This window comes from Sphingomonas metalli, from assembly GCF_014641735.1.
Taxonomy (GTDB): domain Bacteria; phylum Pseudomonadota; class Alphaproteobacteria; order Sphingomonadales; family Sphingomonadaceae; genus Sphingomonas; species Sphingomonas metalli.
Genome location: NZ_BMIH01000003.1, coordinates 442,934 through 468,100 on the forward strand (window position 1 = coordinate 442,934; position 25,167 = coordinate 468,100).

32 protein-coding genes and 1 tRNA gene are annotated in these 25,167 nt (G+C 67.2%); 6 read left to right on the forward strand and 27 right to left on the reverse strand.

Translation table 11 applies throughout. The features are described from left to right. Positions 1-6: 6 nt before the first annotated feature. The 21 genes from nuoL to IEX18_RS12455 form a co-directional block, all read right to left on the reverse strand. Positions 7-2,118, reverse strand: coding sequence for an NADH-quinone oxidoreductase subunit L (gene nuoL, locus IEX18_RS12355; RefSeq protein WP_188659064.1), 2,112 nt, complete (start codon positions 2,116-2,118; stop codon positions 7-9). 4 nt (positions 2,119-2,122) lie between these two features. Then, positions 2,123-2,428 (reverse strand): NADH-quinone oxidoreductase subunit NuoK, encoded by a 306-nt coding sequence (gene nuoK / locus IEX18_RS12360; protein WP_188659065.1) that lies wholly within the window; start codon positions 2,426-2,428, stop codon positions 2,123-2,125. Further along, on the reverse strand, positions 2,425-3,036 hold the full coding sequence (locus tag IEX18_RS12365; protein WP_188659066.1) for an NADH-quinone oxidoreductase subunit J: 612 nt from the start codon (positions 3,034-3,036) through the stop codon (positions 2,425-2,427). Before IEX18_RS12365 ends, nuoK begins: the two co-directional genes overlap by 4 nt. A gap of 46 nt (positions 3,037-3,082) precedes the next feature. Further along, the gene (gene nuoI, locus IEX18_RS12370; protein ID WP_188659067.1) at positions 3,083-3,568 is read right to left on the reverse strand and encodes an NADH-quinone oxidoreductase subunit NuoI; all 486 of its coding nucleotides are present in this window, start codon (positions 3,566-3,568) and stop codon (positions 3,083-3,085) included. A gap of 1 nt (position 3,569) precedes the next feature. Continuing rightward, on the reverse strand, positions 3,570-4,622 hold the full coding sequence (nuoH, locus tag IEX18_RS12375) for an NADH-quinone oxidoreductase subunit NuoH (RefSeq protein ID WP_188659068.1): 1,053 nt from the start codon (positions 4,620-4,622) through the stop codon (positions 3,570-3,572). Between the two features lie 103 nt (positions 4,623-4,725). Further along, positions 4,726-6,720: an NADH-quinone oxidoreductase subunit NuoG gene (nuoG, locus tag IEX18_RS12380; protein ID WP_188659069.1), complete on the reverse strand. Its 1,995-nt coding sequence runs from the start codon at positions 6,718-6,720 to the stop codon at positions 4,726-4,728. Next, positions 6,720-8,024, reverse strand: a complete 1,305-nt coding sequence (gene nuoF / locus IEX18_RS12385) for an NADH-quinone oxidoreductase subunit NuoF (protein ID WP_188659070.1) — start codon at positions 8,022-8,024, stop codon at positions 6,720-6,722. The genes nuoG and nuoF overlap by 1 nt, the downstream gene beginning before the upstream one ends. After that, positions 8,021-8,722, reverse strand: a complete 702-nt coding sequence (locus IEX18_RS12390; protein ID WP_188659071.1) for a complex I 24 kDa subunit family protein — start codon at positions 8,720-8,722, stop codon at positions 8,021-8,023. Before IEX18_RS12390 ends, nuoF begins: the two co-directional genes overlap by 4 nt. Then, positions 8,715-8,930 carry a hypothetical protein gene (locus IEX18_RS12395; RefSeq protein WP_188659072.1) on the reverse strand — a complete coding sequence of 72 codons (216 nt, stop codon included), beginning with the start codon at positions 8,928-8,930 and terminating at the stop codon, positions 8,715-8,717. Before IEX18_RS12395 ends, IEX18_RS12390 begins: the two co-directional genes overlap by 8 nt. Then, positions 8,927-10,162, reverse strand: a complete 1,236-nt coding sequence (locus IEX18_RS12400) for an NADH-quinone oxidoreductase subunit D (RefSeq protein ID WP_188659428.1) — start codon at positions 10,160-10,162, stop codon at positions 8,927-8,929. Before IEX18_RS12400 ends, IEX18_RS12395 begins: the two co-directional genes overlap by 4 nt. 44 nt (positions 10,163-10,206) lie before the next feature. Continuing rightward, positions 10,207-11,067 (reverse strand): NADH-quinone oxidoreductase subunit C, encoded by an 861-nt coding sequence (locus IEX18_RS12405; RefSeq protein ID WP_188659073.1) that lies wholly within the window; start codon positions 11,065-11,067, stop codon positions 10,207-10,209. Beyond that, positions 11,067-11,633 carry a NuoB/complex I 20 kDa subunit family protein gene (locus IEX18_RS12410; protein WP_373284556.1) on the reverse strand — a complete coding sequence of 189 codons (567 nt, stop codon included), beginning with the start codon at positions 11,631-11,633 and terminating at the stop codon, positions 11,067-11,069. Before IEX18_RS12410 ends, IEX18_RS12405 begins: the two co-directional genes overlap by 1 nt. Beyond that, the gene (gene ndhC, locus IEX18_RS12415) at positions 11,624-11,998 is read right to left on the reverse strand and encodes an NADH-quinone oxidoreductase subunit A (protein ID WP_188659074.1); all 375 of its coding nucleotides are present in this window, start codon (positions 11,996-11,998) and stop codon (positions 11,624-11,626) included. The genes IEX18_RS12410 and ndhC overlap by 10 nt, the downstream gene beginning before the upstream one ends. Positions 11,999-12,219: 221 nt before the next feature. Beyond that, positions 12,220-13,032 (reverse strand): inositol monophosphatase family protein, encoded by an 813-nt coding sequence (locus tag IEX18_RS12420; protein ID WP_188659075.1) that lies wholly within the window; start codon positions 13,030-13,032, stop codon positions 12,220-12,222. A gap of 145 nt (positions 13,033-13,177) precedes the next feature. After that, positions 13,178-13,741 carry an elongation factor P gene (gene efp, locus IEX18_RS12425; protein ID WP_188659076.1) on the reverse strand — a complete coding sequence of 188 codons (564 nt, stop codon included), beginning with the start codon at positions 13,739-13,741 and terminating at the stop codon, positions 13,178-13,180. A 59-nt stretch (positions 13,742-13,800) separates the two neighbouring features. Continuing rightward, positions 13,801-14,397 (reverse strand): M23 family metallopeptidase, encoded by a 597-nt coding sequence (locus IEX18_RS12430; RefSeq protein ID WP_188659077.1) that lies wholly within the window; start codon positions 14,395-14,397, stop codon positions 13,801-13,803. 4 nt (positions 14,398-14,401) lie between these two features. Then, positions 14,402-15,397: a L,D-transpeptidase family protein gene (locus IEX18_RS12435; RefSeq protein WP_188659078.1), complete on the reverse strand. Its 996-nt coding sequence runs from the start codon at positions 15,395-15,397 to the stop codon at positions 14,402-14,404. A 68-nt stretch (positions 15,398-15,465) separates the two neighbouring features. After that, positions 15,466-16,152, reverse strand: a complete 687-nt coding sequence (gene thiE / locus IEX18_RS12440; protein WP_188659079.1) for a thiamine phosphate synthase — start codon at positions 16,150-16,152, stop codon at positions 15,466-15,468. A 55-nt stretch (positions 16,153-16,207) separates the two neighbouring features. Next, entirely contained in the window at positions 16,208-17,116 is a 909-nt protein-coding gene (locus tag IEX18_RS12445) for a class I fructose-bisphosphate aldolase (RefSeq protein WP_188659080.1), read from the reverse strand. 25 nt (positions 17,117-17,141) lie between these two features. Further along, the gene (locus IEX18_RS12450; RefSeq protein WP_229664548.1) at positions 17,142-17,471 is read right to left on the reverse strand and encodes a type II toxin-antitoxin system PemK/MazF family toxin; all 330 of its coding nucleotides are present in this window, start codon (positions 17,469-17,471) and stop codon (positions 17,142-17,144) included. Continuing rightward, on the reverse strand, positions 17,462-17,698 hold the full coding sequence (locus tag IEX18_RS12455) for a ribbon-helix-helix protein, CopG family (RefSeq protein ID WP_188659081.1): 237 nt from the start codon (positions 17,696-17,698) through the stop codon (positions 17,462-17,464). The genes IEX18_RS12450 and IEX18_RS12455 overlap by 10 nt, the downstream gene beginning before the upstream one ends. 194 nt (positions 17,699-17,892) lie before the next feature. Between IEX18_RS12455 and IEX18_RS12460 the strand changes: the two genes are divergently transcribed. Further along, a complete protein-coding gene (locus IEX18_RS12460; protein ID WP_373284557.1) occupies positions 17,893-18,384 on the forward strand; it encodes a TlpA disulfide reductase family protein in 492 nt (163 codons plus the stop codon). A gap of 15 nt (positions 18,385-18,399) precedes the next feature. Here the strand turns inward: IEX18_RS12460 and IEX18_RS12465 are convergent, their stop codons facing one another. The 3 genes from IEX18_RS12465 to gap all read right to left on the reverse strand — a co-directional run bounded on the left by IEX18_RS12465 (position 18,400) and on the right by gap (position 21,138). Then, on the reverse strand, positions 18,400-19,587 hold the full coding sequence (locus IEX18_RS12465; RefSeq protein ID WP_188659082.1) for a phosphoglycerate kinase: 1,188 nt from the start codon (positions 19,585-19,587) through the stop codon (positions 18,400-18,402). Next, entirely contained in the window at positions 19,584-19,997 is a 414-nt protein-coding gene (locus IEX18_RS12470; RefSeq protein WP_188659083.1) for an MOSC domain-containing protein, read from the reverse strand. Before IEX18_RS12470 ends, IEX18_RS12465 begins: the two co-directional genes overlap by 4 nt. 130 nt (positions 19,998-20,127) lie before the next feature. Next, the gene (gap, locus tag IEX18_RS12475) at positions 20,128-21,138 is read right to left on the reverse strand and encodes a type I glyceraldehyde-3-phosphate dehydrogenase (protein ID WP_188659084.1); all 1,011 of its coding nucleotides are present in this window, start codon (positions 21,136-21,138) and stop codon (positions 20,128-20,130) included. Between the two features lie 136 nt (positions 21,139-21,274). Here gap and IEX18_RS12480 point away from each other — a divergent pair, with 136 nt between their 5' ends. The 4 genes from IEX18_RS12480 to IEX18_RS12495 all read left to right on the forward strand — a co-directional run bounded on the left by IEX18_RS12480 (position 21,275) and on the right by IEX18_RS12495 (position 22,700). Further along, positions 21,275-21,457, forward strand: a complete 183-nt coding sequence (locus IEX18_RS12480) for a hypothetical protein (protein WP_188659085.1) — start codon at positions 21,275-21,277, stop codon at positions 21,455-21,457. After that, entirely contained in the window at positions 21,457-21,762 is a 306-nt protein-coding gene (locus IEX18_RS12485) for a cell division protein ZapA (protein ID WP_188659086.1), read from the forward strand. The genes IEX18_RS12480 and IEX18_RS12485 overlap by 1 nt, the downstream gene beginning before the upstream one ends. 183 nt (positions 21,763-21,945) lie before the next feature. Next, a complete protein-coding gene (locus IEX18_RS12490; RefSeq protein ID WP_188659087.1) occupies positions 21,946-22,485 on the forward strand; it encodes a 5-formyltetrahydrofolate cyclo-ligase in 540 nt (179 codons plus the stop codon). Next, on the forward strand, positions 22,482-22,700 hold the full coding sequence (locus IEX18_RS12495) for a DUF2842 domain-containing protein (RefSeq protein ID WP_229664549.1): 219 nt from the start codon (positions 22,482-22,484) through the stop codon (positions 22,698-22,700). The genes IEX18_RS12490 and IEX18_RS12495 overlap by 4 nt, the downstream gene beginning before the upstream one ends. Before the next feature lie 57 nt (positions 22,701-22,757). Here the strand turns inward: IEX18_RS12495 and IEX18_RS12500 are convergent. The 3 genes from IEX18_RS12500 to IEX18_RS12510 form a co-directional block, all read right to left on the reverse strand. After that, a tRNA-Asp gene (locus IEX18_RS12500) sits at positions 22,758-22,834 on the reverse strand. Positions 22,835-22,897: 63 nt separating this feature from the next. Beyond that, the gene (locus IEX18_RS12505) at positions 22,898-24,121 is read right to left on the reverse strand and encodes an AI-2E family transporter (protein WP_188659089.1); all 1,224 of its coding nucleotides are present in this window, start codon (positions 24,119-24,121) and stop codon (positions 22,898-22,900) included. 53 nt (positions 24,122-24,174) lie between these two features. Then, a complete protein-coding gene (locus IEX18_RS12510) occupies positions 24,175-24,516 on the reverse strand; it encodes a WYL domain-containing protein (protein WP_188659090.1) in 342 nt (113 codons plus the stop codon). Between the two features lie 110 nt (positions 24,517-24,626). Between IEX18_RS12510 and IEX18_RS12515 the strand changes: the two genes are divergently transcribed. Continuing rightward, on the forward strand, positions 24,627-25,121 hold the full coding sequence (locus tag IEX18_RS12515; protein ID WP_188659091.1) for a DUF5872 domain-containing protein: 495 nt from the start codon (positions 24,627-24,629) through the stop codon (positions 25,119-25,121). Positions 25,122-25,167 lie beyond the last annotated feature (46 nt).

Genomic DNA, 25,167 nt, shown 5'->3' on the forward strand with positions numbered 1-25,167 from the left:
AGCCGATCACCCTGCGATGGCCCAGGTGACCGCGACGGTAAGCCCGATCAGCATGACGAAGGCATAGGAATAGAGATACCCCGATTGAAGCCGGGCCGCCCCCCGCGACCCGAGTTGGACGAGCCAGGCGGTGCCGTTCGGCCCGAACCGGTCGATCGTCTGCTCGTCGCCGCGGTGCCAGAAGATGCGCCCGATGGCAAAGGCCGGCCTGACGAAGAGCAGGTGGTAGAGCTCGTCGAAATACCATTTGTGGAGCAGGAACCGGTAGAGGACGCGGAACTGCTGCGCGACGATCCCCGGCAGCTGCGGCTGGCGGATATAGGCGTACCAGGCGGTGAACAGCCCGAGCAGCATCGCGATCGTCGCCGACAATTTGATCGGCACCGGCACCTCGTGCATCGCATGCATCAGATGCTCGCGGAAGGCGAGCGCGCCCTTCCAGAAGCGGGTGCCCGCCTCCGGCTCGATGAAGAAGCCGTGGAAGACGAAGCCGGCCGCGACCGCACCCACGGACAGGATCGCGAGCGGGACGAGCATCGGCATCGGGCTTTCGTGCGGATGGTAGCCCGCGGTACCGACCTTGAGCTGCTGCTGCCCGGCCTCGTGCGTCGAGGGAGCATGGCCGCCATCCTCCGCCTGCGCCGGATTGCCGTGCGCCTCGTCGGGATGATGCGCGTCATGCGCAGACTCATGATGATCGTGGCCGTGCTCGTCGTGCGCGGCATGCTGGATATGCTCCGAATTGACCCAGCGGGGCTGGCCCCAGAAGGTCAGGAACATCAGCCGCCACGAGTAGAAGCTGGTGAGGAGCGCCACGAGCACGCCGACGAACCAAACGCCCGGGTTGCCCGACGCCCAGCCCGCCTCGATGATCGCGTCTTTCGAATGGAAGCCGGCAAACCCCATGTTCGGCAGCCCGGCGAGACCGGGCAGGCCGACGCCGGTGATGGCCAGCGTGCCCATCATCATCGCCCAGAAGGTGAGCGGGATCTCGCGGCGGAGCGCGCCATAATAGCGCATGTCCTGCTCGTGGTGCATCGCATGGATCACCGAGCCCGCGCCCAGGAACAGCAACGCCTTGAAGAAGGCATGGGTGAACAGGTGGAACATCGCCGCGCCATAGGCGCCGACGCCCGCGGCGAAGAACATGTAGCCGAGCTGCGAACAGGTCGAATAGGCGATGACGCGCTTGATGTCGGTCTGGACGAGTCCGCAGGTGGCGGCGAACAGGCAGGTCGCCGCGCCGACGAACCGCACCACGTCGAGCGCGACCGGCGACAGCTCGAACATCGGCGACAGGCGGCAGACCATGAAGACGCCGGCGGTGACCATGGTCGCGGCGTGAATCAGCGCCGATACCGGGGTCGGGCCCTCCATCGCGTCGGGCAGCCAGGTATGCAGGCCGAGCTGCGCCGACTTGCCCATCGCGCCGACGAACAGCAGCAGGCAGAGCACGGTCAGCGTGTCGGCGCGGAACCAGAGGAAGCCGATGGTGGAGCCGGCCATGTTCGGTGCCGCGGCGAGGATTGCCGGGATCGAGACGGTGCCGAACACCAGGAAGGTGCCGAAGATGCCGAGCATGAAGCCGAGATCGCCGACGCGGTTGACGACGAAGGCCTTGATCGCGGCGGCCTGGGCCGAGGGCTTGCGGAACCAGAAGCCGATCAGGAGATAGGAGGCGAGGCCCACGCCCTCCCAGCCGAAGAACATCTGGACGAGGCTGTCCGCCGTCACCAGCATCAGCATCGCGAAGGTGAAGAGCGACAGATATGCGAAGAAACGCGGCTGATCCGGATCCTCGCTCATATAGCCCCAGCTATAGAGGTGGACGAGCGCCGAGACGCTGGTGATCACCACCAGCATGACCGCGGTCAGCGCATCGACGCGCAGCGCCCAGGCCGCGTCCATGTCGCCCGACACGATCCACTTGAGCACCGGCGTGACGTGCGCCGTCTCCGAGCCGTTGAGGAAGCCGATGAAGATCGGCCACGACAGCGCGCACGAGGCGAACAGCGCCGCGGTCGTCACGACCTTGGCCGGAACGACGCCCAGCGCCTTGTTGCCAAGGCCGGCGATCGCCGCCGCGAGGAGCGGCAGGAAGACGATAGCGAGGATCAACCGTTTACCCCTTCATCCGGTTGACATCGTCGGTCGCGATGGTGCCGCGGCCGCGATAATAGATCACGAGAATGGCGAGCCCGATCGCCGCCTCGCCCGCCGCGACGGTCAGCACGAACATCGCGAACACCTGTCCGACCAGATCGCCGAGATAGGCGGAGAAGGCGACTAGGTTGATGTTCACCGACAGCAGGATCAGCTCGATCGCCATCAGGATGACGATCAGGTTGCGGCGGTTCAGGAAGATCCCCGCCGCGCCGAGCGTGAACAGGATGGCCGAGACCACCAGATAATGGATGAGACCGATCACAGCTCGACTCCCTGCCCGACCGGCGGCTTGACGTTGCGGGTCGCATCTTCCGGCCGGCGCGCGACCTGGCGCGACACGTTCTGTGGGCGGGTGCCGGTGCGCTCGCGATGGGTCAGCACGATCGCGCCGATCATCGCGACGAGCAGGATGAACCCGGCCGCCTCGAACAGGAACAGATAGCGCGAATAGAGGAGGTGCCCGAGCGCCTGGATGTTGGGCATGGCCGGATCGATCGGCGCCACGCGCCGGCCGAGATGGACCTTGCCGGAGTTCCAGGCGAAAGCGGCGATCATCACCTCGACGGCGAGCAGCGCGCCGAGCCCGAGGCCGATCGCCGCATAGCGCGCCACCTCGGTGCGCAGCTGCGCGAAGTCGATGTCCATCATCATGACGACGAACAGGAACAGCACCGCGACCGCGCCGACATAGACGATGACGAGCAGCATCGCGATGAACTCGGCGCCGACCAGCACCATCAGCCCGGCCGCGTTGAAGAAGGCCAGGATCAGCCACATGACCGAATGGACCGGGTTGCGCGACGAGATCGTCATCGCGCCGGCCAGGATCACGATGGCGGCGAACAGGTAGAAGGCGATAGCCTGGATCACGCGGTCAGGCCCCCTTGCCTACCGTGGTTGGGAAAGTCGGCGCGCATTAACGGTACGGCGCATCGGCGGCAAGGTTCGCGGCGATCGCACGCTCCCACCGGTCGCCATTGTCGAGCAGCTTCGTCTTGTCGTAGATCAGCTCCTCGCGCGTCTCGGTCGAAAATTCGTAGTTCGGACCCTCGACGATCGCATCGACCGGGCAGGCCTCCTGGCACAGGCCGCAATAGATGCACTTGGTCATGTCGATGTCGTAGCGCGTGGTGCGCCGCGAACCGTCGTCGCGCGGCTCGGCCTCGATCGTGATCGCCTGGGCCGGGCACACCGCCTCGCACAGCTTGCACGCGATGCACCGCTCCTCGCCATTGGGATAGCGGCGCAGCGCATGCTCGCCGCGGAACCGCGGCGAGATCGGGTTGCGCTCGTGCGGGTAGTTGATCGTGGCCTTGGCCTTGAAGAAATACTTCAGCGTCAGGGCGTGCGCCTTGACGAACTCCCACAGCGTGAACGCCTTGACGTATTGCGCGACACTCATGTCAAATCCCAACCCGGTAGTACATCAGCACGCCGGACACGAGGAAAACCCAGAACAGCGAGAGCGGCAGGAACACCTTCCAGCCCAGCCGCATCAGCTGGTCGTACCGGTAGCGGGGCACCGTCGCCTTGATCCAGCTGAACACGAAGAAGAAGAACAGCATCTTGGCGAAGAGCCAGATGATGCCCGGCACGAGGTAGAGCGGCGCCCAGTCGACCGGCGGCAGCCAGCCACCCCAGAAGAGCGTCGCGTTGAGCGTGCACATCAGGATGACATTGGCATATTCGCCGAGCCAGAAGAGCGCGAAGCTCATCGAGCTGTATTCGGTCTGATAACCGGCGACGAGCTCCGACTCCGCCTCGGTCAGGTCGAACGGCGCGCGCTGCGTCTCGGCGAGCGCCGAGATCAGGAACACCACCGCCATCGGAAACAGGAGCGGGTTGAAGCCGAAGCCGTTGACCGGGATGATCGGCCACACCGCCCGCTGCGCCTCGACGATCTTCGACAGGTTGAAGCTGCCCGACCAGAGCACGACCGAGATCAGGACGAAGCCGATCGCGACCTCGTAGCTGACCATCTGCGCCGCGGCGCGCAGCGCCGAGTAGAAGGGATATTTGGAGTTGGACGCCCAGCCCGACAGGATGATCCCGTACACGCCCAGCGACGAGGCGGCGAGCACGTAGAGCAGGCCGACATTGATGTCCGCCAGCACCACGCCCGGCGCAAACGGCACCACCGCCCACACGATCAGCGCCACCGTGAAGGTGATGATCGGCGCCATCAGGAACAGACCGCGATTGGCCGCGGCCGGCACGATGGTCTCCTGCAGGAAGACCTTGAGCCCGTCGGCGAAGGACTGGAGCAACCCGAGCGGCCCGACCACGTTGGGGCCGCGGCGCAACGCCATCGCCGCCCAGATCTTGCGATCGGCATAGATGATCATCGCGACCGCGAGCATCAGCGGCAGCGCGATCACGAGAATGCCAATGATGGTCGCGAGGAACCACGCCCAGCCATAGGGCAGGCCGATGGTGCTATTGAAGAAGTCGGTCACAGGATCTTACCCGTCATCCCGGCGGAAGCCGGAATCTTGCGATTGCGGAGCGTACCCTTGCGGCACGAGATCCCGGCCTCTGCCGGGACGACGATGGTCGGCATCACTCCGCCGCCTCCGCGAAGTCCTGCCCATGGACCAGCTCCGCCGAGCAACGCTGCATCGTCGGGCTGGCCCGGCAGATCGCGTTGGTCAGGTAGAAGTCCTTGATCGGATAGCCTTCGAGAACGCCCGAGGCGGCCGCGTCGAGGGCGGGCGGGGTCCAGTCGAAGCGGACCAGACCCTGCTCGCGCAGCGCCGGCACCTCGGCGAACATCGCCTCGCGCAGACCGGCGAAGCTGTCGAAGGGCAGCGTCGCACCCATCGCGTCGGACAGGGCGCGCAGGATCGACCAGTCCTCGCGGGCATCGCCCGGCGGGAAGACGGCGCGCTCGCCGCGCTGGACGCGGCCTTCCAGATTGACCCAGATGCCCGCCTTCTCGGCATAGCTGGCGCCGGGCAGCACGACATCGGCTGCCGCCGCGCCCTTGTCGCCATGATGGCCGACATAGACCTTGAAGCCGGTGAAGCGGGTGAAATCCACCTCGTCCGCGCCGAGGAAGAAGGCCAGCCGGGCGTCGTGTAGATCGGCGATGCCGCCCGCCTGCGCATAGCCGAGCATCAAACCGCCCATGCGGGCCGCCGCCATGTGGAGGACGTTGAAGCCGTTCCAGCCATCCTTGACCAGGCCGAGCGTGTCGACGAGCTTCAGCGCCGCACCGTGTGCGCCCTTGATCGCCGCGCCGCCGACGATGACCATCGGCGTCTTCGCGTCGCCAAACACCTTGGTCACTGCCTCGGGCAGATCACCCAGCACCGACAGATCGGCACCCAGCCATTCGACCTTGTAGGTCAGCTCGGTCTCCGGGCCGATCGCGAACACCTTGGCGCCGCGCTTGATCGCCTTGCGGATGCGGGTGTTCACCAGCGGCGCTTCCCAGCGCAGATTGGTGCCGATCAGCAGGATCGCGTCGGCCTGTTCGGTGCCGGCGATGGTGGTGTTGAAATTGACCGCGGCAAGGCTGGACGTGTCATAGTCCATGCCGGTCTGCCGCCCTTCGAGCCGCGACGAGCCGAGATTTCGCAGCAGCACCTTGGCCGCATACATGGTCTCGCAGTCGAGCAGATCGCCCGCGACCGCCGCCACGCTGCCGCCATGATCGACCGAAGCGATGGCGGCAAACGCCTCGTCCCAGCTCGCCGGGACCAGCTTGCCGTCGCGGCGTACGAACGGGCGATCGAGGCGCCGGCGGACGAGGCCGTCGATCGCGTGGCGCGTCTTGTCCGACGCCCATTCCTCGTTCACGTCCTCGTTGATCCGTGGCACGCAGCGCAGCACCTGCCGGCCGCGACTGTCGAGGCGAATGTTGGTGCCGACTGCGTCCATGACGTCGATCGTCAGCGTCTTGCGCAGCTCCCAGGGCCGCGCCTCATAGGCATAGGGCTTGCTGGTCAGCGCGCCGACCGGGCAGAGATCGACCACATTGCCCGACAGTTCGCTCGTCACCGCCTCTTCGAGATAGGAGGTGATCTGCATGTTCTCGCCGCGATAGATCGCGCCGATCTCCTCCACGCCCGCCACCTCTTCGGCGAAGCGGACGCAGCGAGTGCACTGGATGCAGCGGGTCATGATCGTCTTGACGATCGGGCCCATATATTTCTCGGTCACCGCCCGCTTGTTCTCGGCGAAGCGCGACGCGCCGCGGCCATAGGCGACCGACTGGTCCTGCAGGTCGCACTCGCCGCCCTGATCGCAGATCGGACAGTCGAGCGGATGGTTGATCAGCAGGAATTCCATGATGCCCTCGCGGGCATGCTTCACCATCGGCGAGGTGGTGAACACCTCCTGATTGTCCGCCGCGGGCAGCGCGCACGAGGCCTGGGGCTTTGGCGGCCCCGGCTTCACCTCGACGAGGCACATGCGGCAGTTGCCGGCGATCGACAGCCGCTCGTGATAGCAGAAGCGCGGGATCTCCTTGCCCGCGGCTTCGCATGCCTGGAGCACCGTGGCGCCCTGCGGCACCTCGACCTCGATCCCGTCTACCTTCAGCTTGGGCATTACTCGGCTGCTTCCTGCATCGGCGCCAGATCGCCACCACGTTCACGAATGCGCCGCTCCAGCTCGGGGCGGAAATGGCGGATCAGGCCCTGGATCGGCCAGGCCGCCGCGTCGCCCAGCGCGCAGATCGAATGGCCCTCGACCTGCTTGGTCACCTGCTGGAGCATGTCGATCTCGCCGATCTCGGCGTCACCGGTGCGCAGACGCTCCATCACGCGCCACATCCAGCCGGTGCCCTCGCGGCACGGCGTGCACTGGCCACAGCTTTCGTGCTTGTAGAAATAGGACAGGCGGCTGATCGCGCGGACGACGTCGGTCGACTTGTCCATCACGATAACCGCGGCGGTGCCGAGGCCCGAGCCCACCGCCTTGAGCCCGTCGAAATCCATCGGCGCGTCGATGATCTGCGACGCCGGGACGAGCGGCACCGAGGAGCCGCCGGGGATCACCGCGAGCAGATTGTCCCAACCGCCACGGATGCCGCCGCAATGCTTCTCGATCAGCTCGCGGAAGGGGATGCTCATCGCCTCCTCGACCACGCACGGCTTGTTCACATGGCCGCTGATCTGGAAGAGCTTGGTGCCGCGATTGTTCTCCGCGCCGAAGCTGGAGAACCATTCCGCGCCACGCCGCAGGATCGTCGGCGCGACCGCGATGCTCTCGACATTGTTGACGGTGGTCGGGCAGCCATAGAGGCCCGCCCCGGCCGGGAAGGGCGGCTTGAGGCGCGGCTGGCCCTTCTTGCCCTCCAGGCTCTCGAGCATCGCGGTCTCTTCGCCGCAGATATAGGCGCCGGCGCCGCGATGGACGAAGACGTCGAAGTCATAGCCCGAGCCGCAGGCGTTCTTGCCGACCAGCCCGGCCTCATAGGCCTCGGCCACGGCGGCGAACAGCGTCTCCGCCTCGCGGATATATTCGCCGCGGATGTAGATATAGGCGGCGCGTGCGCGCATCGCGAAGCCGGCGACCAGCGCGCCTTCGATCAGCTTGTGCGGATCATGGCGGATGATCTCGCGGTCCTTGCACGAGCCGGGCTCGGACTCGTCGGCGTTGATGACGAGGAAGCTCGGCCGCTCGGGCGACGGCGCCTTGGGCATGAAGCTCCACTTCATGCCGGTCGGGAAGCCCGCCCCGCCGCGGCCGCGCAGGCCCGACGCCTTGATGACGTCGATGATCTTGTCCTGGCCGAGGTCCAGCAGCGCCTTGGTATTGTCCCAGTCGCCGCGCACCCGCGCCGCATCGAGCCGCCAAGACTGGTAGCCGTAGACGTTGGTGAAGATGCGGTCCTTGTCGGAAAGGCTCATGCGCCCGCCCCCTCCACGGCCGGGGCCGAGCCCCATTCGCCGCGATAATCGTGATTCTCGCTCACCATCGCGGTCAGCGTGGTCGGCCCGCCGACCGGCTCGACCGTGTGGCGGCCGGGCTCCTGCGTGCCGGGCTTGGGCGTCTCGCCCCGCTCGAGCGCGTCGAGGATCGCGATCGTCCGGTCGTAGTCGAGATCCTCGAAATTATCGTCGTTGATCTGGACCATCGGAGCCGAGGCGCAATTGCCCATGCACTCGACCTCGGTCAGCGTGAACAGGCCGTCGGGCGTGGTCTTGCCCTTGATCAGCCCCTTGTTCTTGCACGCCGCGAACACATCGTCCGACCCGCGCAGCATGCACGGCGTCGTGCCGCAGACCTGCACGTGATAGCGGCCGACCGGCGCCAGGTTGAACATCGTGTAGAAGGTCGCGACCTCGTACACGCGCATATAGGGCACGCCGATATAGCGGGCGACGAACTCGATCACCGGCACGGGCAGCCAGCCCTGTGTATGCGTCTCCTCGCCGACCTGGCGCTGGGCGAGATCGAGCAACGGGATCGAGCCCGACTGTTCGCGCCCGGCGGGATAGCGGCCGAGCACTTCCTTCGCCTTGCGCTCGTTCGCCTCGGTCCAGGCGAACGCGCCCCAGCGCGCGCGGACCTCGGCCTCGTCGGGGATCTGTACGGCGTCAGCCATTCTTGACCTCTTGCGTATCGCGGTCGCGCTTGGTCCACATTTGCCAGCTGAGCCAAATCAAGTTTGCAATACTGAGCAGGCCACCGACCTGCGGCACCCAATCCGGTACACCGGAAAGCCAATCCAGCCGCAAGGACGTGGCAAACAGCACCACTATTGCAGTTACCGCCAGTGCAGCGTGTAGCGAGTTGCGGGTGTCCTGAGTCACCGGTCGCACTCCCCGAACACGATATCCATCGCGCCCAGGATCGCGGTCGTATCCGCGAGCATGTGCCCGCGGCTCATGAAGTCCATCGCCTGGAGGTGCGAGAAGGCGGTCGGGCGGATCTTGCAGCGATAGGGCTTGTTGGTGCCGTCCGAGACCAGATAGACGCCGAATTCGCCCTTGGGGCTTTCGGTCGCGACATAGACCTCGCCGGCGGGGACGTGGAAACCCTCGGTATAGAGCTTGAAGTGGTGGATCAGCGCTTCCATCGAACGCTTCATCTCGGCGCGCTTGGGCGGCACCACCTTGCGGTCGTCCGACGCGATCGGGCCTTCCGGCATCTCGGCCAGGCACTGCTTCATGATCCGCGCCGATTGGCGGACCTCCTCCACACGCACCATGAACCGGTCGTAGCAGTCACCGCGGGTGCCGACCGGCACCTCGAAGTCCATCTTCGCATAGACATCATAGGGCTGCTGCTTGCGCAGGTCCCAGGGGATGCCCGCGGCGCGGATCATCGGCCCGGAGAAGCCCCAGGCGATCGCATCCTCGCGGCTGACGATCGCGATATCGACGTTGCGCTGTTTGAAGATGCGGTTGTCGGCGACGAGGCTGATCGCATCCTCGAACAAGCGCGGCAGGCGGGTGTCGAGCCAGTCGGCGATGTCGGTCAGCAGCTTGAGCGGCACGTCCTGATGGACGCCGCCCGGCCGCATGTAATTGTGGTGCATCCGCGCCCCCGAGGCCCGCTCGAGGAAGTTCATGCAATCCTCGCGGATCTCGAACAGCCACAGGTTCGGCGTCATCGCGCCGACGTCCATCACATGGCTGCCGAGGTTGAGCATGTGATTGCAGATGCGGGTCAGCTCGGCGAAGAACACGCGCAGATATTGCGCGCGGATCGGCACCTCCAGGTCCAGCAGCTTCTCGACCGCCAGCACCCAGCTATGCTCCATGCACATGGGCGAACAGTAATCGAGCCGATCGAAATAGGGCAGCGCCTGGATATAGGTCTTGTACTCGATCAGCTTCTCGGTGCCGCGATGCAGCAGGCCGACATGCGGGTCAATCCGCTCCACGACCTCGCCGTCGAGCTCCATGACGAGGCGCAGCACGCCATGCGCCGCGGGATGCTGAGGCCCGAAGTTGATCGTGTAGTTCTGGATGGTCACGTCACCCTCGGTCGGGTGCGCCGGCGTTTCGATACCCAGCACCTCCTCAACATGAGGGTCCATGGCGGTGGTGGCGGGCGCCATCGTCGGGGCGTCGTCGTGAGCGCTCACTGGTTCTGCCCTGCCTGCTTCGAGGGAATCACGTCGGGATCAGCCGGCTTGGGCGTTGCGTCGGTCTCCGCCTTGCCCTTGCCGGTATCCGCGGTGCTGTCGGCGGTCGTCTTGGCATAGGGCTCGCTCGACGCCTTCGGTGGCGTCTTGCCGGCCTCGCTCGTGCCCGCCTTCTGGATCGTATCGGCAGAGAGCGGGGTCTGCGCGCCCTTCTCCTGCGGCAGGGCCGCGCCGGGGGCCGCCTTCTCGTCGCCTGGCAGCGCGTATTCGGCGCCTTCCCAGGGGCTCATGAAGTCGAAGGTGCGGAAGTCCTGGGCCAGGCTGACCGGCTGGGTGACGACCCGCTTCTCCTCCTCGGAATAGCGAAGCTCGGTATAGCCGGTCATCGGGAAGTCCTTGCGGAGCGGATGGCCGCGAAAGCCATAGTCCGTCAGGATGCGGCGCAGGTCGCGATTGCCCTCGAAGATGACGCCGTAGAGGTCGAACACCTCACGCTCGAGCCAGCCGGCGACCGGCCAGATATCGGTGACGGACGGGATCGGATGATCCTCGTCGGTCGCGACATGGACCTGGATGCGGTGGTTCCGGGTCAGCGACAGGAGATTGTAGACGACGTCGAACCGCTCGGCCTGCGCCGGATAGTCGACGCCGGCGATCTCCATCAGCTGCTGATATTCAAGCCCCGGCGTGTCGCGCAGCGCGGTGAGCGCCGCGACGATGCCGTCGCGATGGACGTAGAGCTGGACCTCGCCGACGCGGATCTGCGCGTCGATCAGCGCGGAGCCGATCGCGGCACGCGCCGCGTCGACGGTCGCGTCGTTGAGGTTCGTGGCCCAGGCGGGCGCAGGTGCCAGCATTAGCGTTCGATGCTCCCGGAGCGGCGGATCTTCCGCTGCAACTGCATGATCCCGTACAGCAGCGCCTCGGCGGTCGGCGGACAGCCGGGCACGTAGATGTCGACCGGCACGATCCGGTCGCAGCCGCGCACCACCGAATAGCTGTAATGATAGTAGCCGCCGCCATTGGCGCAGCTTCCCATCGAGATGACGTATTTCGGCTCCGACATCTGGTCGTAGACGCGGCGCAGCGCCGGGGCCATCTTGTTGCACAGCGTACCGGCGACGATCATCACGTCCGACTGGCGCGGCGACGCGCGCGGCGCGGCGCCGAACCGTTCGAGGTCGTAGCGCGGCATGTTGACGTGGATCATCTCCACCGCGCAGCATGCGAGGCCGAAGGTCATCCACCAGAGCGAGCCGGTGCGCGCCCACTGGAACAGTTCCTCGGTCGAGGTGACGAGGAAACCCTTATCGGTCAGTTCGCCGTTGAGGCTGTCGAAAAAGCCCTGATCGGGCGGCACCACCGAGGCGGCGCCCGCCGAGCGAGCCAGTTCGACCGGACCGGAGTGAAGCTCTACTCCCAATCCAACGCTCCCTTCTTCCACGCATAGACGAGGCCAAGCGCCAGCTCGCCGATAAAGATCATCATCCCGATCCACGCCGTCCAGCCGAGCGAGAACACGCTGACCGCCCAGGGGTAGATGAACGCCGCCTCAAGATCGAAGACGATGAACAGGATCGCCACCAGGTAGAAGCGCACGTCATACTGGCTGCGCGGATCCTCGAAGGCGGGGAAACCGCACTCATATTCGGCCAGCTTCTGCTCGTTGGGCTTGTGGGAGCCGGTCAGCCGGCCCACCGCCATCGGCAGGAAGACGAAGGCCGAGGACAGGACGATGGCCACGCCCAGGAACAGCAGGATCGGCAGATATTGCGACAGGTCTACCAAGGTCTCTCTCGCAGGTGCGAACGGATGGGGGACGCTTTAGGCCCGCGCGGCTGACCCGGCAAGGTTTGCGGGCTGTGAGAATAACTCGCAATTAGCCGGTGTTATCCAGCGCCTTCAAAGGCGCCTGACGCGCGATGCCCTCCCCTTCGGGATATGGGCACGCGTGCGCCGCTATACCACTCATCAGCCTCGGTTTTTTCGAGGCGCCGACACGGGCGCGATCAGCGCAGCGCGCCGGCCACCAGCTTGTGCAGCTTGGAGTGGAGCCCGTCATTGGCCGCCAGGTATTCGGCGCGCTCCAGCGCGCGGTCGGCGCCCCGGTAATCGGTGACGAAGCCGCCCGCCTCCTTGACCAGTAGCACGCCGGCCGCGGCATCCCACGGCTTCAGCCCCGATTCCCAGAAGCCGTCAAAGCGACCCGCCGCGACCCAGGCCAGATCGAGTGCCGCCGAGCCGAAGCGGCGGATGCCGGCGACCTGGGGCGCGACCGCACCGAAGATGCGGCTCCACTCGACGAAATCGCCATGGCCGAGGAAGGGGATGCCGGTGGCGATCAGCGCCTCCGACAGGTCGCGCCGCGACGAGACGCGCAGCCGCCCGTCCTGCAGCCAGGCCCCCCGCCCCTTCTCCGCCCAGAAGCTCTCGTCGGTCATCGGCTGGTAGACGAGGGCGGTGGTGATCTCGCGCTTGCCCGAGGGCAGCGGCTCCTCGACCGCGATCGAGATGGCGAAGTGCGGAATGCCGTGAAGGAAGTTGCTGGTGCCGTCGAGCGGATCGATGATGAAACGTGGCTTGCTCGGGTCGCCCGCGACCTCGCCGCCCTCCTCCATCAGAAAGCCCCAGTCCGGCCGGGCCTTGCGCAGCTCCTCGAACAGCGTCTGCTCGGCGCGCTTGTCGGCGATCGACACGAAGTCCGCAGGCCCCTTGCGGCTGACCTGGAGGTTCTGGACCTCGTTGAAGTCCCGCCGCAGCCGCGGCCCCGCCTTGCGGGCGGCGCGTTCGATGACGGTGAAGAGACCGGAATGGGAGGGCATGATGCTTTCCATAACCCCTCTCCTGTGAGGAGAGGGAGGGGCCCGCCGCCGTCAGGCGGTGGGAGGGTGAGGACGGGACGGGCAACTGCCCTCACCCGACCTCGCTTTGCTCGGCCACCCTCTCCCGGAGGGAGAGGGTTGAAGGTCAATCTGCGCGGCGGACGTAGGTCTGTTCGTAGACGTCGACGACGATCCGCGTGCCGCTGGCGATATGCGGCGGCACCATCACACGCACGCCGTTGTCGAGCACCGCGGGCTTGTAGCTCGAGGAAGCGGTCTGCCCCTTCACCACGGCATCGGCCTCGACGATGGTCGCCTCGATCGTGTCGGGCAGCTGCACGCTGATCGCCTCCTCGTCGTACAGCTCCATCACCACGTCCATGCCGTCCTGCAGGAAGGCGGCGGCATCGCCGAGAAGATCGCGGGGCAGGGTCACCTGGTCATAGGTGTCCTTGTCCATGAAGACGAGGCCGTCGCCCTCGGCGAACAGGAACTGGAAGTCCTTGGTGTCGAGGCGCACGCGCTCCACCGTCTCGGCCGAACGGAAGCGGACGTTGTTCTTGCGGCCGTCGCGCAGGTTCTTCAGCTCCACCTGCATATAGGCGCCGCCCTTGCCGGGCTGGGTGTGCTGGATCTTCACGGCGCGCCAGATGCCGCCTTCATACTCGATGATGTTGCCGGGACGGATGTCCACGCCGCTGATCTTCATGGGATAACCCTGTAGGAAAGAGCCGTGGAGCCGCAGCGCGGCTCCGATGCGGAGGCGATCTAGCGGCGCGGCGCGCTTCCGGCAAGCAGCGGGTAGGGATTGACCGGCCGGCCGCCCTCCCACCCGTCGTCGTCCGCCATGCGCGACAGGCCGAAATGGAGATGGTAATTTCCGGCTCCCGCATTGCCGCTGTCGCCGACCCGGCCGATCGTCTCCCCCGCCCTCACCTGCTGGCCTTCGTGGAGGCCGGGCGCATAGCCGGCGAGATGGGCGTAATAATAGCTCCAGCGGCCGTCGGGCGAGCGGACATAGATGGTGGTGCCGCCCGCATGGCTCTCGAAGAGCTTCTCGACCCGGCCTGATGCCGCCGCGACAACGGGGGTACCGCCGGCCGCCATGATGTCGATGCCATGGTGGCTGCGCGCGCCGCCGTCGCGCGGATCGCCGTAATTGTCGGCCACCGCTGTCCGTGCGACGCCGGCGACCGGGACGGCCAGCATGCCGGTCGGTGGAGGCGCGCTCTCCGCCGATCGCGACGCGAGCAGCGTGCTGCGAAGCCGCGGCGTCCCGTGGCCGCCACCGAAACTCGTCATCATCGCGAAGACAGTGCCGACCGCAAGGATCAGGCCCAGCACCACCCAGCCGACCCGGCTCATCGCGTCACGCTTGGAAGATGACCGGCGTACCCGGCTTGACCATCATCGCCAGCCGCGCGGCGTTCCAATTGGCCAGCCGGACGCAGCCGTGGCTCTCGGTCCGGCCGATCAGCGCCGGCTCGGGCGTACCGTGGATCCCGTAGTGCGGCTTGGAGATGTCGATCCACACCACGCCGACCGGTCCGTTCGGCCCGGGCGGCAGCATCGCCTTGTCCGCATCCTTCTTCGCATCCCAGAACAGGTCGGGATTGAAGTGGAATTTGGGATTATAGTCGCTGCCGTTCACCTTCCACGTGCCGAGTGGCAGCGGGTCGTGCTCCGACCCGGTCGTGACCTGGAACTGCGCCACGAGCCTGCCGCCCTCGTCATAGGCGCGCAGCACCTTGTCGGATTTGTCGACGACGATCTTCGCCGCCTGAGGCTGGACGGCATCCACGTTCAGCATGTTGAGCGTGGCGCGCCAGCCCTCCTCCAGCTTGGGATCATAGGAGCGGCTCGTCGGCAATACGTTCGGGAACTCGACCTTGGTGCCGGGCCGCAGATAGGTTTGCGGGCTGTTGAGGGCGACGAGCACCTGCGGCGTGGTATGGAACATCTCCGCCAACTTCTCGAGCGGGCTGCGATAGAAGAGGCCGGGGAGCCTAGCCTGCTGATCCTCGTCCTTGGGAATCGGATTGACATAGGGTCCGGCGAGCACGCGTTCGTTGAGCGTCAGGACCTTCGTCCCCTCGGTTCCCCAATAGGGCCGCAGCGCCTGCATCGTCGCCGCGTCGGGCTCGCCGGTGACCGGCAGGTCGCGCGCCGTCTGGAAGCCCTTGATCGCCGCGGTCAGCGACATGCCGCGACGCCCGTCGATCACGCCCGGCGAGAAGCCCAGGCGATCGAGCACGACCTGCAGCTTGATCAGGTTGCGATCGATCTGCGGCTGCGAGGGTGCCGGCGTCTGGGCGCTGCCGGCAACGGCGACTCCGGCGGCGGCGAAAGCAAGAAGGCGGAGCATGGCATCCCTCATCCGAACTGTTACGCTGTCGGATCGAACGAACGGCTTCCGGCTTTTCTCCCTTGCCATCAGCGCTCCAGCAGCGCGGCAAACGCCTCGACGGCCGCCGCCTCGTCACCGTTCCAGACCGCGCCCGACACGGCGAGAAAGTCCGCGCCCGCCTCCACCAGCGGCCGCGCATTGGCGGGGGTGATGCCGCCGATGGCGACGCAGGGCAGCTCGAACAGGGCGGACCACCAGGACAGGATCACCGGCTCGGGATGGTGCCGCACTTCCTTGGTCGTCGTCGGGTAGAAACTGCCGAAGGCGACATAATCGGCACCCGCCTCGCCCGCGTCCATCGCGAGGTGGCGGCTGTCGTGGCAGGTGACGCCGATCTGTACCGACGGACCGAGCAGCGAGCGCGCCTCGCGCGGGTCGCCATCCTCCTGGCCGAGATGGACGCCGTCCGCACCGATCCGCTTGGCGAGCGAAACCGAATCATTGACGATGAAGGCGACCTCGCGATCGGCGCAGAGCCGCTGGAGCGGCTCGGCAAGCCGCGCCGCCTCATGCTTGTCAACCTGCTTGACCCGGAACTGGAACGCCGCGACCGGCCCGGCGTCGAGCGCGCGGGCCAGCCGCTCCGGGAAAGTCCCGCCGACGTCGAGCGGCGAGATTAGATAGAGCTGGCAGGGCGGCCGGCGCACGTCGCGCTCGAAGGCGGCGGCGAAATCAGGGTCGAGGGGGCCGAGCGGGTCGATGTCGTCGATCATCGCCTTCCCCTAACCGCTGCGGCCGGCCTTGCACAACCGGCCGCAGCGGCGCCGGTCAGGCCTCGCCCTTGTAGATCGCGACGATCCTGTCGAGCATCGCGAGCGCCTCGTCGCGCGGGCGCTGGAAGGTGTTGCGACCGATGATCGAGCCGTTGCCGCCGCCCGCCAGAATGTCGCGCGCGTCCTGATAGACCGCGTCCGACCCCTTGGTGGCGCCGCCCGAGAAGACGACGATGCGGCGGCCGGCGAAGCTCGCCTGGACGACGTGCTTGACCCGATCGGCCTGTGCCGACCAGTCGGTGCCCTCATAGGCCTTTTGCGCGTCCTTCTGCTCGACATGCGCCGTCGGCAGCTTCACCTTGATGATGTGCGCGCCGAGCAGCGCCGCCATGTGCGCGGCATAGGCGCCGACATCGAGCGCCAGCTCGCCGTCCTTGGACAGGTTGCCGCCGCGCGGGTAGCTCCAGATCACCGTGGCGAGACCGGCCGCCGCCGCTTCCTCGCGCAGCGCGCGGATCTGCTCCATCGCGTCGAAGATGCCGTCCGAACCGGGATAGATGGTGAAGCCGATCGCGGCGCAGCCGAGGCGCAGCGCATCCTCGACACTGCCCGTCTGCGCCTGCGCGATCGAGGTGGCCCAGCTGTTCGAACTGTTCACCTTGAGGATCGTCGGGATCTGCCCGGCGAAGCTGTCGGCCCCCGCCTCCAGCATCCCCAGCGGCGCGGCATAGGCGGACAGGCCGGCATCGATCGCGAGCTGATAGTGGTAATGGGGGTCGTAGGCCGGCGGGTTGATCGCGAAGCTGCGCGCCGGGCCGTGCTCGAATCCCTGGTCGACCGGCAGGATCACGAGCTTGCCGGTGCCGCCCAGGCGACCCTGCATCAGGATGCGGGCGAGATTCGCCTTCACCGCCGGGCTGGTGCCTTCATATTTGTCGAGGATCGCCTTCACGGTCGGGGTCATGATCGTCTCCAGAGAAAGATTCGGGTCAAAGGGCCAGCCAGCGGCGCAGCGCCTGATCGACCTGCTCCATGCGGGTTGCAGAGGCGTGACCGATCACGTCGATGATGCGCTCGCGGCGGACCGACGTGATGCGGTCGACCTGCACCTCGCACTCGACCGGCAGGCCGGTATGCTCCTGCGGCGAGATGGCGACGCGGAACAGCGCCTCTCCGCCCACCACGGTGGTCAGGGGGCAGAGCGTGATCGTGCCATGAGCGGCGTTGAAAAGGTCGGCCTGGACGACGACCGCCGGCCGCGGCGCGCCGGTGCCGTCGGGCGAGGTGACGAGCACGATCGCGCCCTGCGCTATTTCCACGCCGCGTCCTCCCGCTCGATGGTCTCCCAGAAAGCATAGTCCGCAGCGACCTCGCGTCGCGAGGCGCGGACCGACTGGCGGCGAGCCTCGCGCCGATAGGCTTCGTCGTAGAGGTCGACATAGCGGCGCACCGCCTCGCGCGCGATGTCGCTCTTGCTCCGGCCCTGGGTGCGCGCGACCGCCGCCAGCCGCTCCTCCAGTTCCGAATCGAGCCTGACGCCGAGCAAACCAACCTCCGTTAAACGTGTTAAACAAAGTAGCAGCAGTGTTCGGCCAACTCAAGAGGCGGATCGCTTCGCCTGTCCATTTGCGGGGCATCGCCGGGACTTGCCGGCTGAGTGTCGGATCCGCGTCGCGGCTCCGCGGGCATCGGCTTGACCATGGCCGCGGCGAGGCGCAGCCTTGCTATCGGGGGACGATAATGATGCGCAGACTGGGACGGGGAATGGCAGTGGCGATGATGTTCGCCGCGCCGGTGCACAGCGGCAGCCTGAAGCTCGACAAGCCCGCGCCCGATGCGGAGCTGACGCTGATCGAGGGCGAGAAGGTTCGCCTGGCCGATTTGAAGGGCCAGGTCGTGATCCTGAACTTCTGGGCGACCTGGTGCGTGCCCTGCCGCAAGGAGCTGCCCCTGCTCGACGGCATCTACCGCCGGCTTCAGCCGCACGGCCTGCGTGTTTTCGCGATCACTACCGAGGATTCGGTGCCGGCCAGCAAGCTCAAGCCGCTGTTCCAGGCGATGGCCATACCGTCCGTGCGGCGGGTCAAGGGTTTCTCGACGATGGTGGAGGCCGTGCCCACCAACTACGTCATCGACCGCAGGGGTGTCGTGCGCCACACCAAGGCGGGCGCCTTCGACATCGACGATATCAACCGGATCATCATCCCGCTCCTCAACGAGGATGCGGGATGACGACCGGCTGGCGGATCAGCGGGCCAGCGCGGCGACCCCGGGCAGTTCGCGCCCTTCCATCCACTCGAGAAACGCGCCGCCGGCGGTCGAGACGAAGGTGAAGTCGCCCGCCACGCCCGCATGATTGAGCGCCGCGACCGTATCGCCGCCGCCCGCGACCGACACGAGGCTGCCGTCCTTGGTCAGCGCCGCCGCGATGCGGGCGAGCGCGACCGTCGCGGTGTCGAAGGGCGTCATCTCGAACGCGCCGAGCGGACCGTTCCACACCAGCGTGCGGCAGTTCTTCAGCGCATCGCCCAGCGACTCGACCGCGGCGGGACCGACATCGAGGATCATCTCGTCGGCCGCGACTTCATGGACATTGACGGTGCGGGTGGGCGGATCAGCCCGGAACTCCTTCGCGACGACCACGTCATAGGGAAGATGCACGGTGCAGCCCGCCGCATCGGCCGCGTCGAGGATCGCCTCTGCCGTCCCCTTCAGGTCGTGCTCGCACAGTGACTTGCCGACATCGACCCCGCGCGCGGCAAGGAAGGTGTTGGCCATGCCGCCGCCGATGATCAGGTGATCGACCTTCGCCACCAAATGCTGGAGAACGTCGAGCTTGGTCGAGACCTTCGCCCCGCCGACCACCGCCGCGACCGGATGCTCCGGATTTCCGAGTGCCTTTTCCAGCGCGCCGAGTTCCGCCTCCATAGCGCGGCCGGCAAAGGCGGGCAGCGCATGTGCCAGCCCTTCGGTCGAGGCATGGGCGCGGTGCGCGGCGGAGAAGGCGTCGTTGACATAGAGGTCGCCCAGCGCGGCGAAGCGCTCCACCACCTCGGGCGCATTCTTCTCCTCGCCGCCGAAGAAGCGGGTATTCTCCAGCACGGCGATGTCGCCGGGCTGCAAGGTGGCGATCGCCGCCTCCGCGCCTTCCCAGTCGATGTAGCGCACCGGCCGGCCGAGCACATGCTCATAGGGCTTGGTCACCATCGCCAGCGACATGTCGGGATGGGGCTGCCCCTTGGGACGGCCGTAATGGGCGAGGACCAGCACGATCGCGCCCCGGTCGGCCAGCTCGCCGACGGTCGGCACGGTGGCGCGCAGGCGCGTGTCGTCGGTCACCGCGCCGTCCTGCATCGGCACGTTCAGGTCCTCGCGGACCAGCACGCGCTTGCCGTGGATGTCGCCCATGTCGTCCAGCGTCTTGTAAGCGGTCATGCTCGATCCTCGATGATGATGGGGTCGCCGACGGCGATGGTGCCGCCCTGCAGAACGCGCGCGCATGCACCGCCGCGCCAATCGGGTGTCAGCGCCGCGCGCAGGCCGGGGGCGAGCGCCTCCATGCGTTCGCAGGGATTGCACTCGCGGGTCACCTCGATCAGCACCGTCGCACCGATCCGCAGGCGCACACCGTCCGCCTGGGGCAGGTCGAGCCCCTCGACCAGCAGGTTGGCGCGCCGCTCCTGCCAGGCGATGTTGCGCCCGACCTCGGCCATCGCGGCCTCCCAGTCGATCCGCTCGATCAACGTCACCTGACGGCGACCGCGGCCGCCGGGCTTCACGGCGCCGCGGAAATCGCCCTGTATTCCCCCGTCGACCGACACCGTCACCGTCTCGACGGTCTCCATGGGACCCTTGGGGATGCCGTGGCGGGCGATACCCGCCAGCGTACCGGCTGCACGCGACGGCGCTGCAACGGAACGGGAGTCCCGCGGGCGATCGCCTTCGGTCGATCCCGTCACCGTGCCGCTCGCCGCCCTAGAGGAACTTCGCGATCGCGGTCGCGGTATCGACCATGCGGTTCGAGAAGCCCCACTCATTGTCGTACCAGCTGACGACGCGGACCAGCTTGCCGTCGAGCACCGCCGTCTCCAGGCTGTCGACCGTGGAGGAGGCCGGCGTGTGCTGGATGTCGATCGAGACCAGCGGATCCTCCGAATATTCAAGGACGCCCTTGAGCGGGCCGCTCTCGGTAGCGGCCTTCAGGATCTGGTTCACCTCGTCACGGGTCGTGTCGCGCTTGGGGGTGAAGGTCAGGTCGATCAGGCTGCCGTCCGGCACCGGCACGCGCACGGCCGACCCGTCCAGCTTGCCCTTCAGCTCGGGCAGAACCTCGCCCACCGCGCGGGCCGCGCCGGTGGTGGTGGGGATGATCGACATCGCCGCCGCGCGGGCGCGGCGCAGGTCCGGATGGATCTGGTCGAGGATCTTCTGGTCGTTGGTATAGGCGTGGACGGTGGTCATCAGGCCGCGCTCGATCCCGATCGCGTCGTTCAGCACCTTGGCGACGGGCGCCAGGCAATTGGTGGTGCACGAGGCGTTGGAGATGATTGTGTGCCCGGCCTCAATCTTGTCGTGGTTGACGCCATAGACGACGGTCAGGTCGACATTCTTGCCCGGCGCGGAGATCAGCACCTTCTTGGCGCCGGCGTCGAGATGCTTCTGGCACGAGGCGCGATCGGTGAAGAAGCCGGTGCATTCGAGCACCAGATCGACGCCCAGTTCGGCATGCGGCAGATTGGCCGGATCGCGCTCCGCGGTGACGCGGATGCGCTTGCCGTCGACGACCAGATCGCTGCCCTCGGCCGTCACCGTGCCGGGCCAGCGGCCATGGACGCTGTCGCGGCTGAACAGCCAGGCGTTCGACTTGGCATCGGCCAGGTCGTTGATCGCGACCAGTTCCAGCGCATCGCCGCCCCGCTCCAGCATCGCCCGGGCGACCAGGCGGCCGATCCGACCGAAACCGTTGATTGCAACCTTCACCGTCATCGCTGGGTCTCCCGAGAATGGCGCGCCCTTCAAGGGCAAAGCCGGGTTGCGGCGGCTCTTGCGGGGGGCGATGCCATCCTGTCAACCGCCCGGAAACGCCTTGCCGCCCGCAGGCGTCGTGCCTATCCGGGGCAAAATGAGCGAGACTCCTCCTGCCGTTGAGCGGATCGAACGCGCGATCGCGCGAATCGAGCGCGCGGTCTTGGCCCGCGCGGCCGAGGCCGAGTCGCTGGCACGCCGCCACGCCACGCTGAAGACGCGGATGGCCGAGGCGGTGGCGGCGCTCGACGAAGTGATCGCGCGGACGGGAAGCCGCTGATGGCGACGGTGACCATCCAGGTCGGCGGGCGCCCGCACACGATTGCCTGCCGGCCCGGCGAGGAGGCGCGGGTGCAATTGCTCGGCCGGATGCTCGACCAGCGCTGGAGCGCTGCCGATCGCGCCGCGGCGGGCCAGCCCGAACGGGCGATGCTGTTCGTCGCGCTGATGCTCGCCGACGCGCTGGAGGAAGCCGAGTCGCGCCCGCCGGTCGGCGCCGCGATCGGCGAGGCGGCGCTGGAGCGGCTGGCGGACCGGCTCGAAAAGCTGGCGGAGACCCTTGAGCAAGCGCCGCCCGCGCCCTAAGTCTGTCGGCGGCGGGTACTGCCCGGTGCGAGCCTTTTTTATCCCTGAGGCTATTCATCATCCATGGGGGCTGTCCCTGCGCAGATCCTGGTCTGACGTACATGGTCCCCACCTGACGTACTGGGCGTCAGTGGATACAATGGCCAACGGCCATGGCGGTCCCGCCACCCGCCCCTCCCTGCCATGAGCGACAAGCGCCTGCTCCGCGCCCGGCTTCGGGCCGCGCGTGCCGAGATGGTCGAACGGCACCCCGCCCGGCCGCTGGACGTGCCGGACGCCTTCATCCTCGCCCTGCGACCCGGACTCGTCGTCGCCAGCTATGTTCCGCTCGGCGGCGAGGCCGATCCCGCATCGCTGGAGGCGGCGGCTTGGGCACAGGGATGTGAAATCGCCCTGCCTTTCGTCGTCGACCGGGCCACGCCGATCCGCTTTCTGGCGGCGGAAGCCGGGCTGGTGGACGGGCCCTTCGGCCTGCGCCAGCCGCCGGCAGACGCCGCCGCGCGTATCCCGGACATCATCCTCACCCCGCTGGTCGGCTTCGACCGGCGCGGCAACCGATTGGGCCAAGGAGCGGGCCATTACGATCGCGCCTTCGCCGAGCATCCGCACGCCTGGCGCGTGGGCATCGCCTGGAGCGTCCAGGAAGTGCCGGCGCTCACCCCCGATCCGTGGGACGTACCGCTCCACGCGATCCTCACCGAATGCGAATGGATCACGCCATGACCCCCGAAGACCCGAGCTGGCGCAAGCCCGTGGGCGCGCTCGCCATCCTGGCCCTCATCGCCTTGTGGGTGGTGGCGGTAACCAGCCTGTCGGGCCTGGTGGGAAGCTGGCACTGGGCCTTGCAGCTCGCCTTCTACGTCGTCACCGGGATCGTCTGGATCACCCCGACGCGGCCGCTGCTGCAATGGATGGAGACCGGGCGCTGGCGCCCGTAGGCGGGCCGCCGGACGACAGGATCTGGGGCGATTTCGCGGCCATTCCGACAAGGGGAATGGCGCGAGTGACGGGGCTCGAACCCGCGACCTCCGGCGTGACAGGCCGGCGCTCTAACCAACTGAGCTACACCCGCTTGGAAGCGAGGCCGGCCAACTAGGCGAGGGTTCGGGGGGTGTCAACGACCCAATGAAGTTTTTTACCCCTCGCCCCCGCCCCGCTGCCCGCGACGTCCCCTTTGCTGGTGGACGAGCGTGCCGTGCTCGAACAGGAAGCCGGCGATGTCGGGCTTGCCGGCGGCGCCCAGCACGGTCTGGATGATGATCAGGAGCGGCACCGCCAGCAGCGCGCCCAGCGTGCCCCAGACCCATCCCCAGAAGCTCAGCGAGACGAGGATCAAGAGCGGGCTGATCGTCAGCCTGTGCCCGACCACGAAGGGCGTGATGGCGTTCGCTTCGATCAGGTGCAGGCCGTACATGATCGCCGGCGGCAACAGCGCCATCCAGATGTCCGAGAATGTCATCAGTCCGCCCAGCGCCAGCAGGAAGGCGCCGATCACCGGCCCGAAATAGGGGATGTAGTTGAGCAGCGCGACGATCCCGCCCCACATGGCGGGATAGGGCATGCCGATCGCCCAGAGCGCCGTGCCGGTGACGAGGCCCAGCGTGGCGTTGATGATGGTGATCGTGCCCAGATAGGCCGACACGTCGTCGACCACGTCCTGGATCACCCGGGCGGTCGCCATCGCGCCGTCGAAACTGGTGCGGCCGGTGATCGTCCGCTGGCGCATGCGCGTCCAGCCCGACAGGAAGAAGAAGACGATCAGGATGCCGAACAGCACCTGCACGATGACCGCCGGCGCCGAGGTCGCGGCGAGTTCGAGGATCGAGCCCGGCGCCGCGACCGCGGCGGTGCGCGGCTGGCGGATCGGCGTGGAGGCGATCTGCCGCAGCGTACGGTTCACATAGGCTTCGAGCGACGAATAGAGATCGAGCAGCGGCGCGAGATTGTTCTGGATCCGGTCGAGGCGCGTCGGCAGCAGCCGGAAGAAGTCGGTCGCGGGGACGACGATCGCGGCGATGGCGATGTTGGCGAGCAGCAGGAAGACGAACAGGCAGATGAGTGCGGCCAGCGCCGACGGCACGCGCCGCCGCTCGAGCCATTCGAGCACCGGCACCAGGGCGACGGCGATGACCAGCGCCGTGGTGAGCGGCAGGAAGAACTCGGCCCCCGCCTTCAGCGCGAAGGGCAGCGCCACGGCGAGACCGACGCCGGCGGTGAGCGTCAGCGCAGCGAGCAGCCGGTCGCGGCGCATCGCGATGCGCATCGCATCGTCGGCATCCACCCCGACCGGCAGTCCGAGGATATTGTCCCCCGGAACGGGATTCTGCGTCGCGTTCGGGTGGTTATCTGCATCCGCCATGCCGCGGAGCGTAGAGCGGAGGCCCGCCGGCAGCAACGACGAACGCGCGGGGATCAGCCCTGTTCGACCGCCATCAGCAATGTGCCCTCATACCGCTTGTCCTTCGGGTCGAACAGCGCGCTGGGCGTGAAGCGACGCGGCGTGATCCGCAGCCCCGCCAGGCCGGACAGCTTGAAGGCGCCCAGCTTCTCCTCTTTGGGCGGACGACCGTCGCGATCGAGGGTGATCGCATCGACATAGATCTCGTCGTGCCGCGTATAGATGACGTGGGGGGCCAGCGTCACCTCGCCGCGATTGTAGCTGGCGGCGACAGCCTGCTGCTTCACAATCGCCTCGAAGATCGTCGCCGGCGAGGGCGGCGGACCCGAGCGGGCCGTTTCGACGGGGGAACTCATCTCGTTCATCCTGATCCCTGTGCCACCCTCTCCCGCATTGCAGCAAGAACGATGTTAGCACCGCAGCGTTTCGTGCCGGAACGTCCGACAGCAAATTCCGTTGGCGGCAGATGAGCGAGACAGCCGAGCGCAGCGACCCTGCCCTGTGGGACAAGGTCAAGGCCGAGATCACCGCGGGCGCCAAGGGCGGCCGCAAGGGCGAATGGTCCGCGCGCAAGGCGCAGATGGCGGTGACCGAGTACAAGAAGCGCGGCGGCGGCTATCGCGGCGAGAAGGCCGAGGACAACTCGCTGCATCAATGGACCGAGGAGGACTGGGGCACGAAGTCGGGAGCGAAAAGCGGCGACACGCATGAGCGCTACCTCCCGAAAAAGGCGCGCGAAGCGCTGAGCGATGCGGAATACAAGCGGACCACCGCCAAGAAGCGGGCCGATAGCCGCAAGGGCAAGCAGTTCTCCGCCCAGCCGGACGATGTCGCGCGGAAGACGGCGCCCTTCCGGGACCACAAGACCCGCGCGCAGCTCTATGCGGAAGCCAGGCGGCGGAACATCGCCGGCCGTTCGAAGATGACGAAGGCCGAGCTCGAAAAGGCCCTGCATTCCTGACGACCCGCCTGGCCACGGCGCCCTTGCGACGCCGTGACCCGGACGG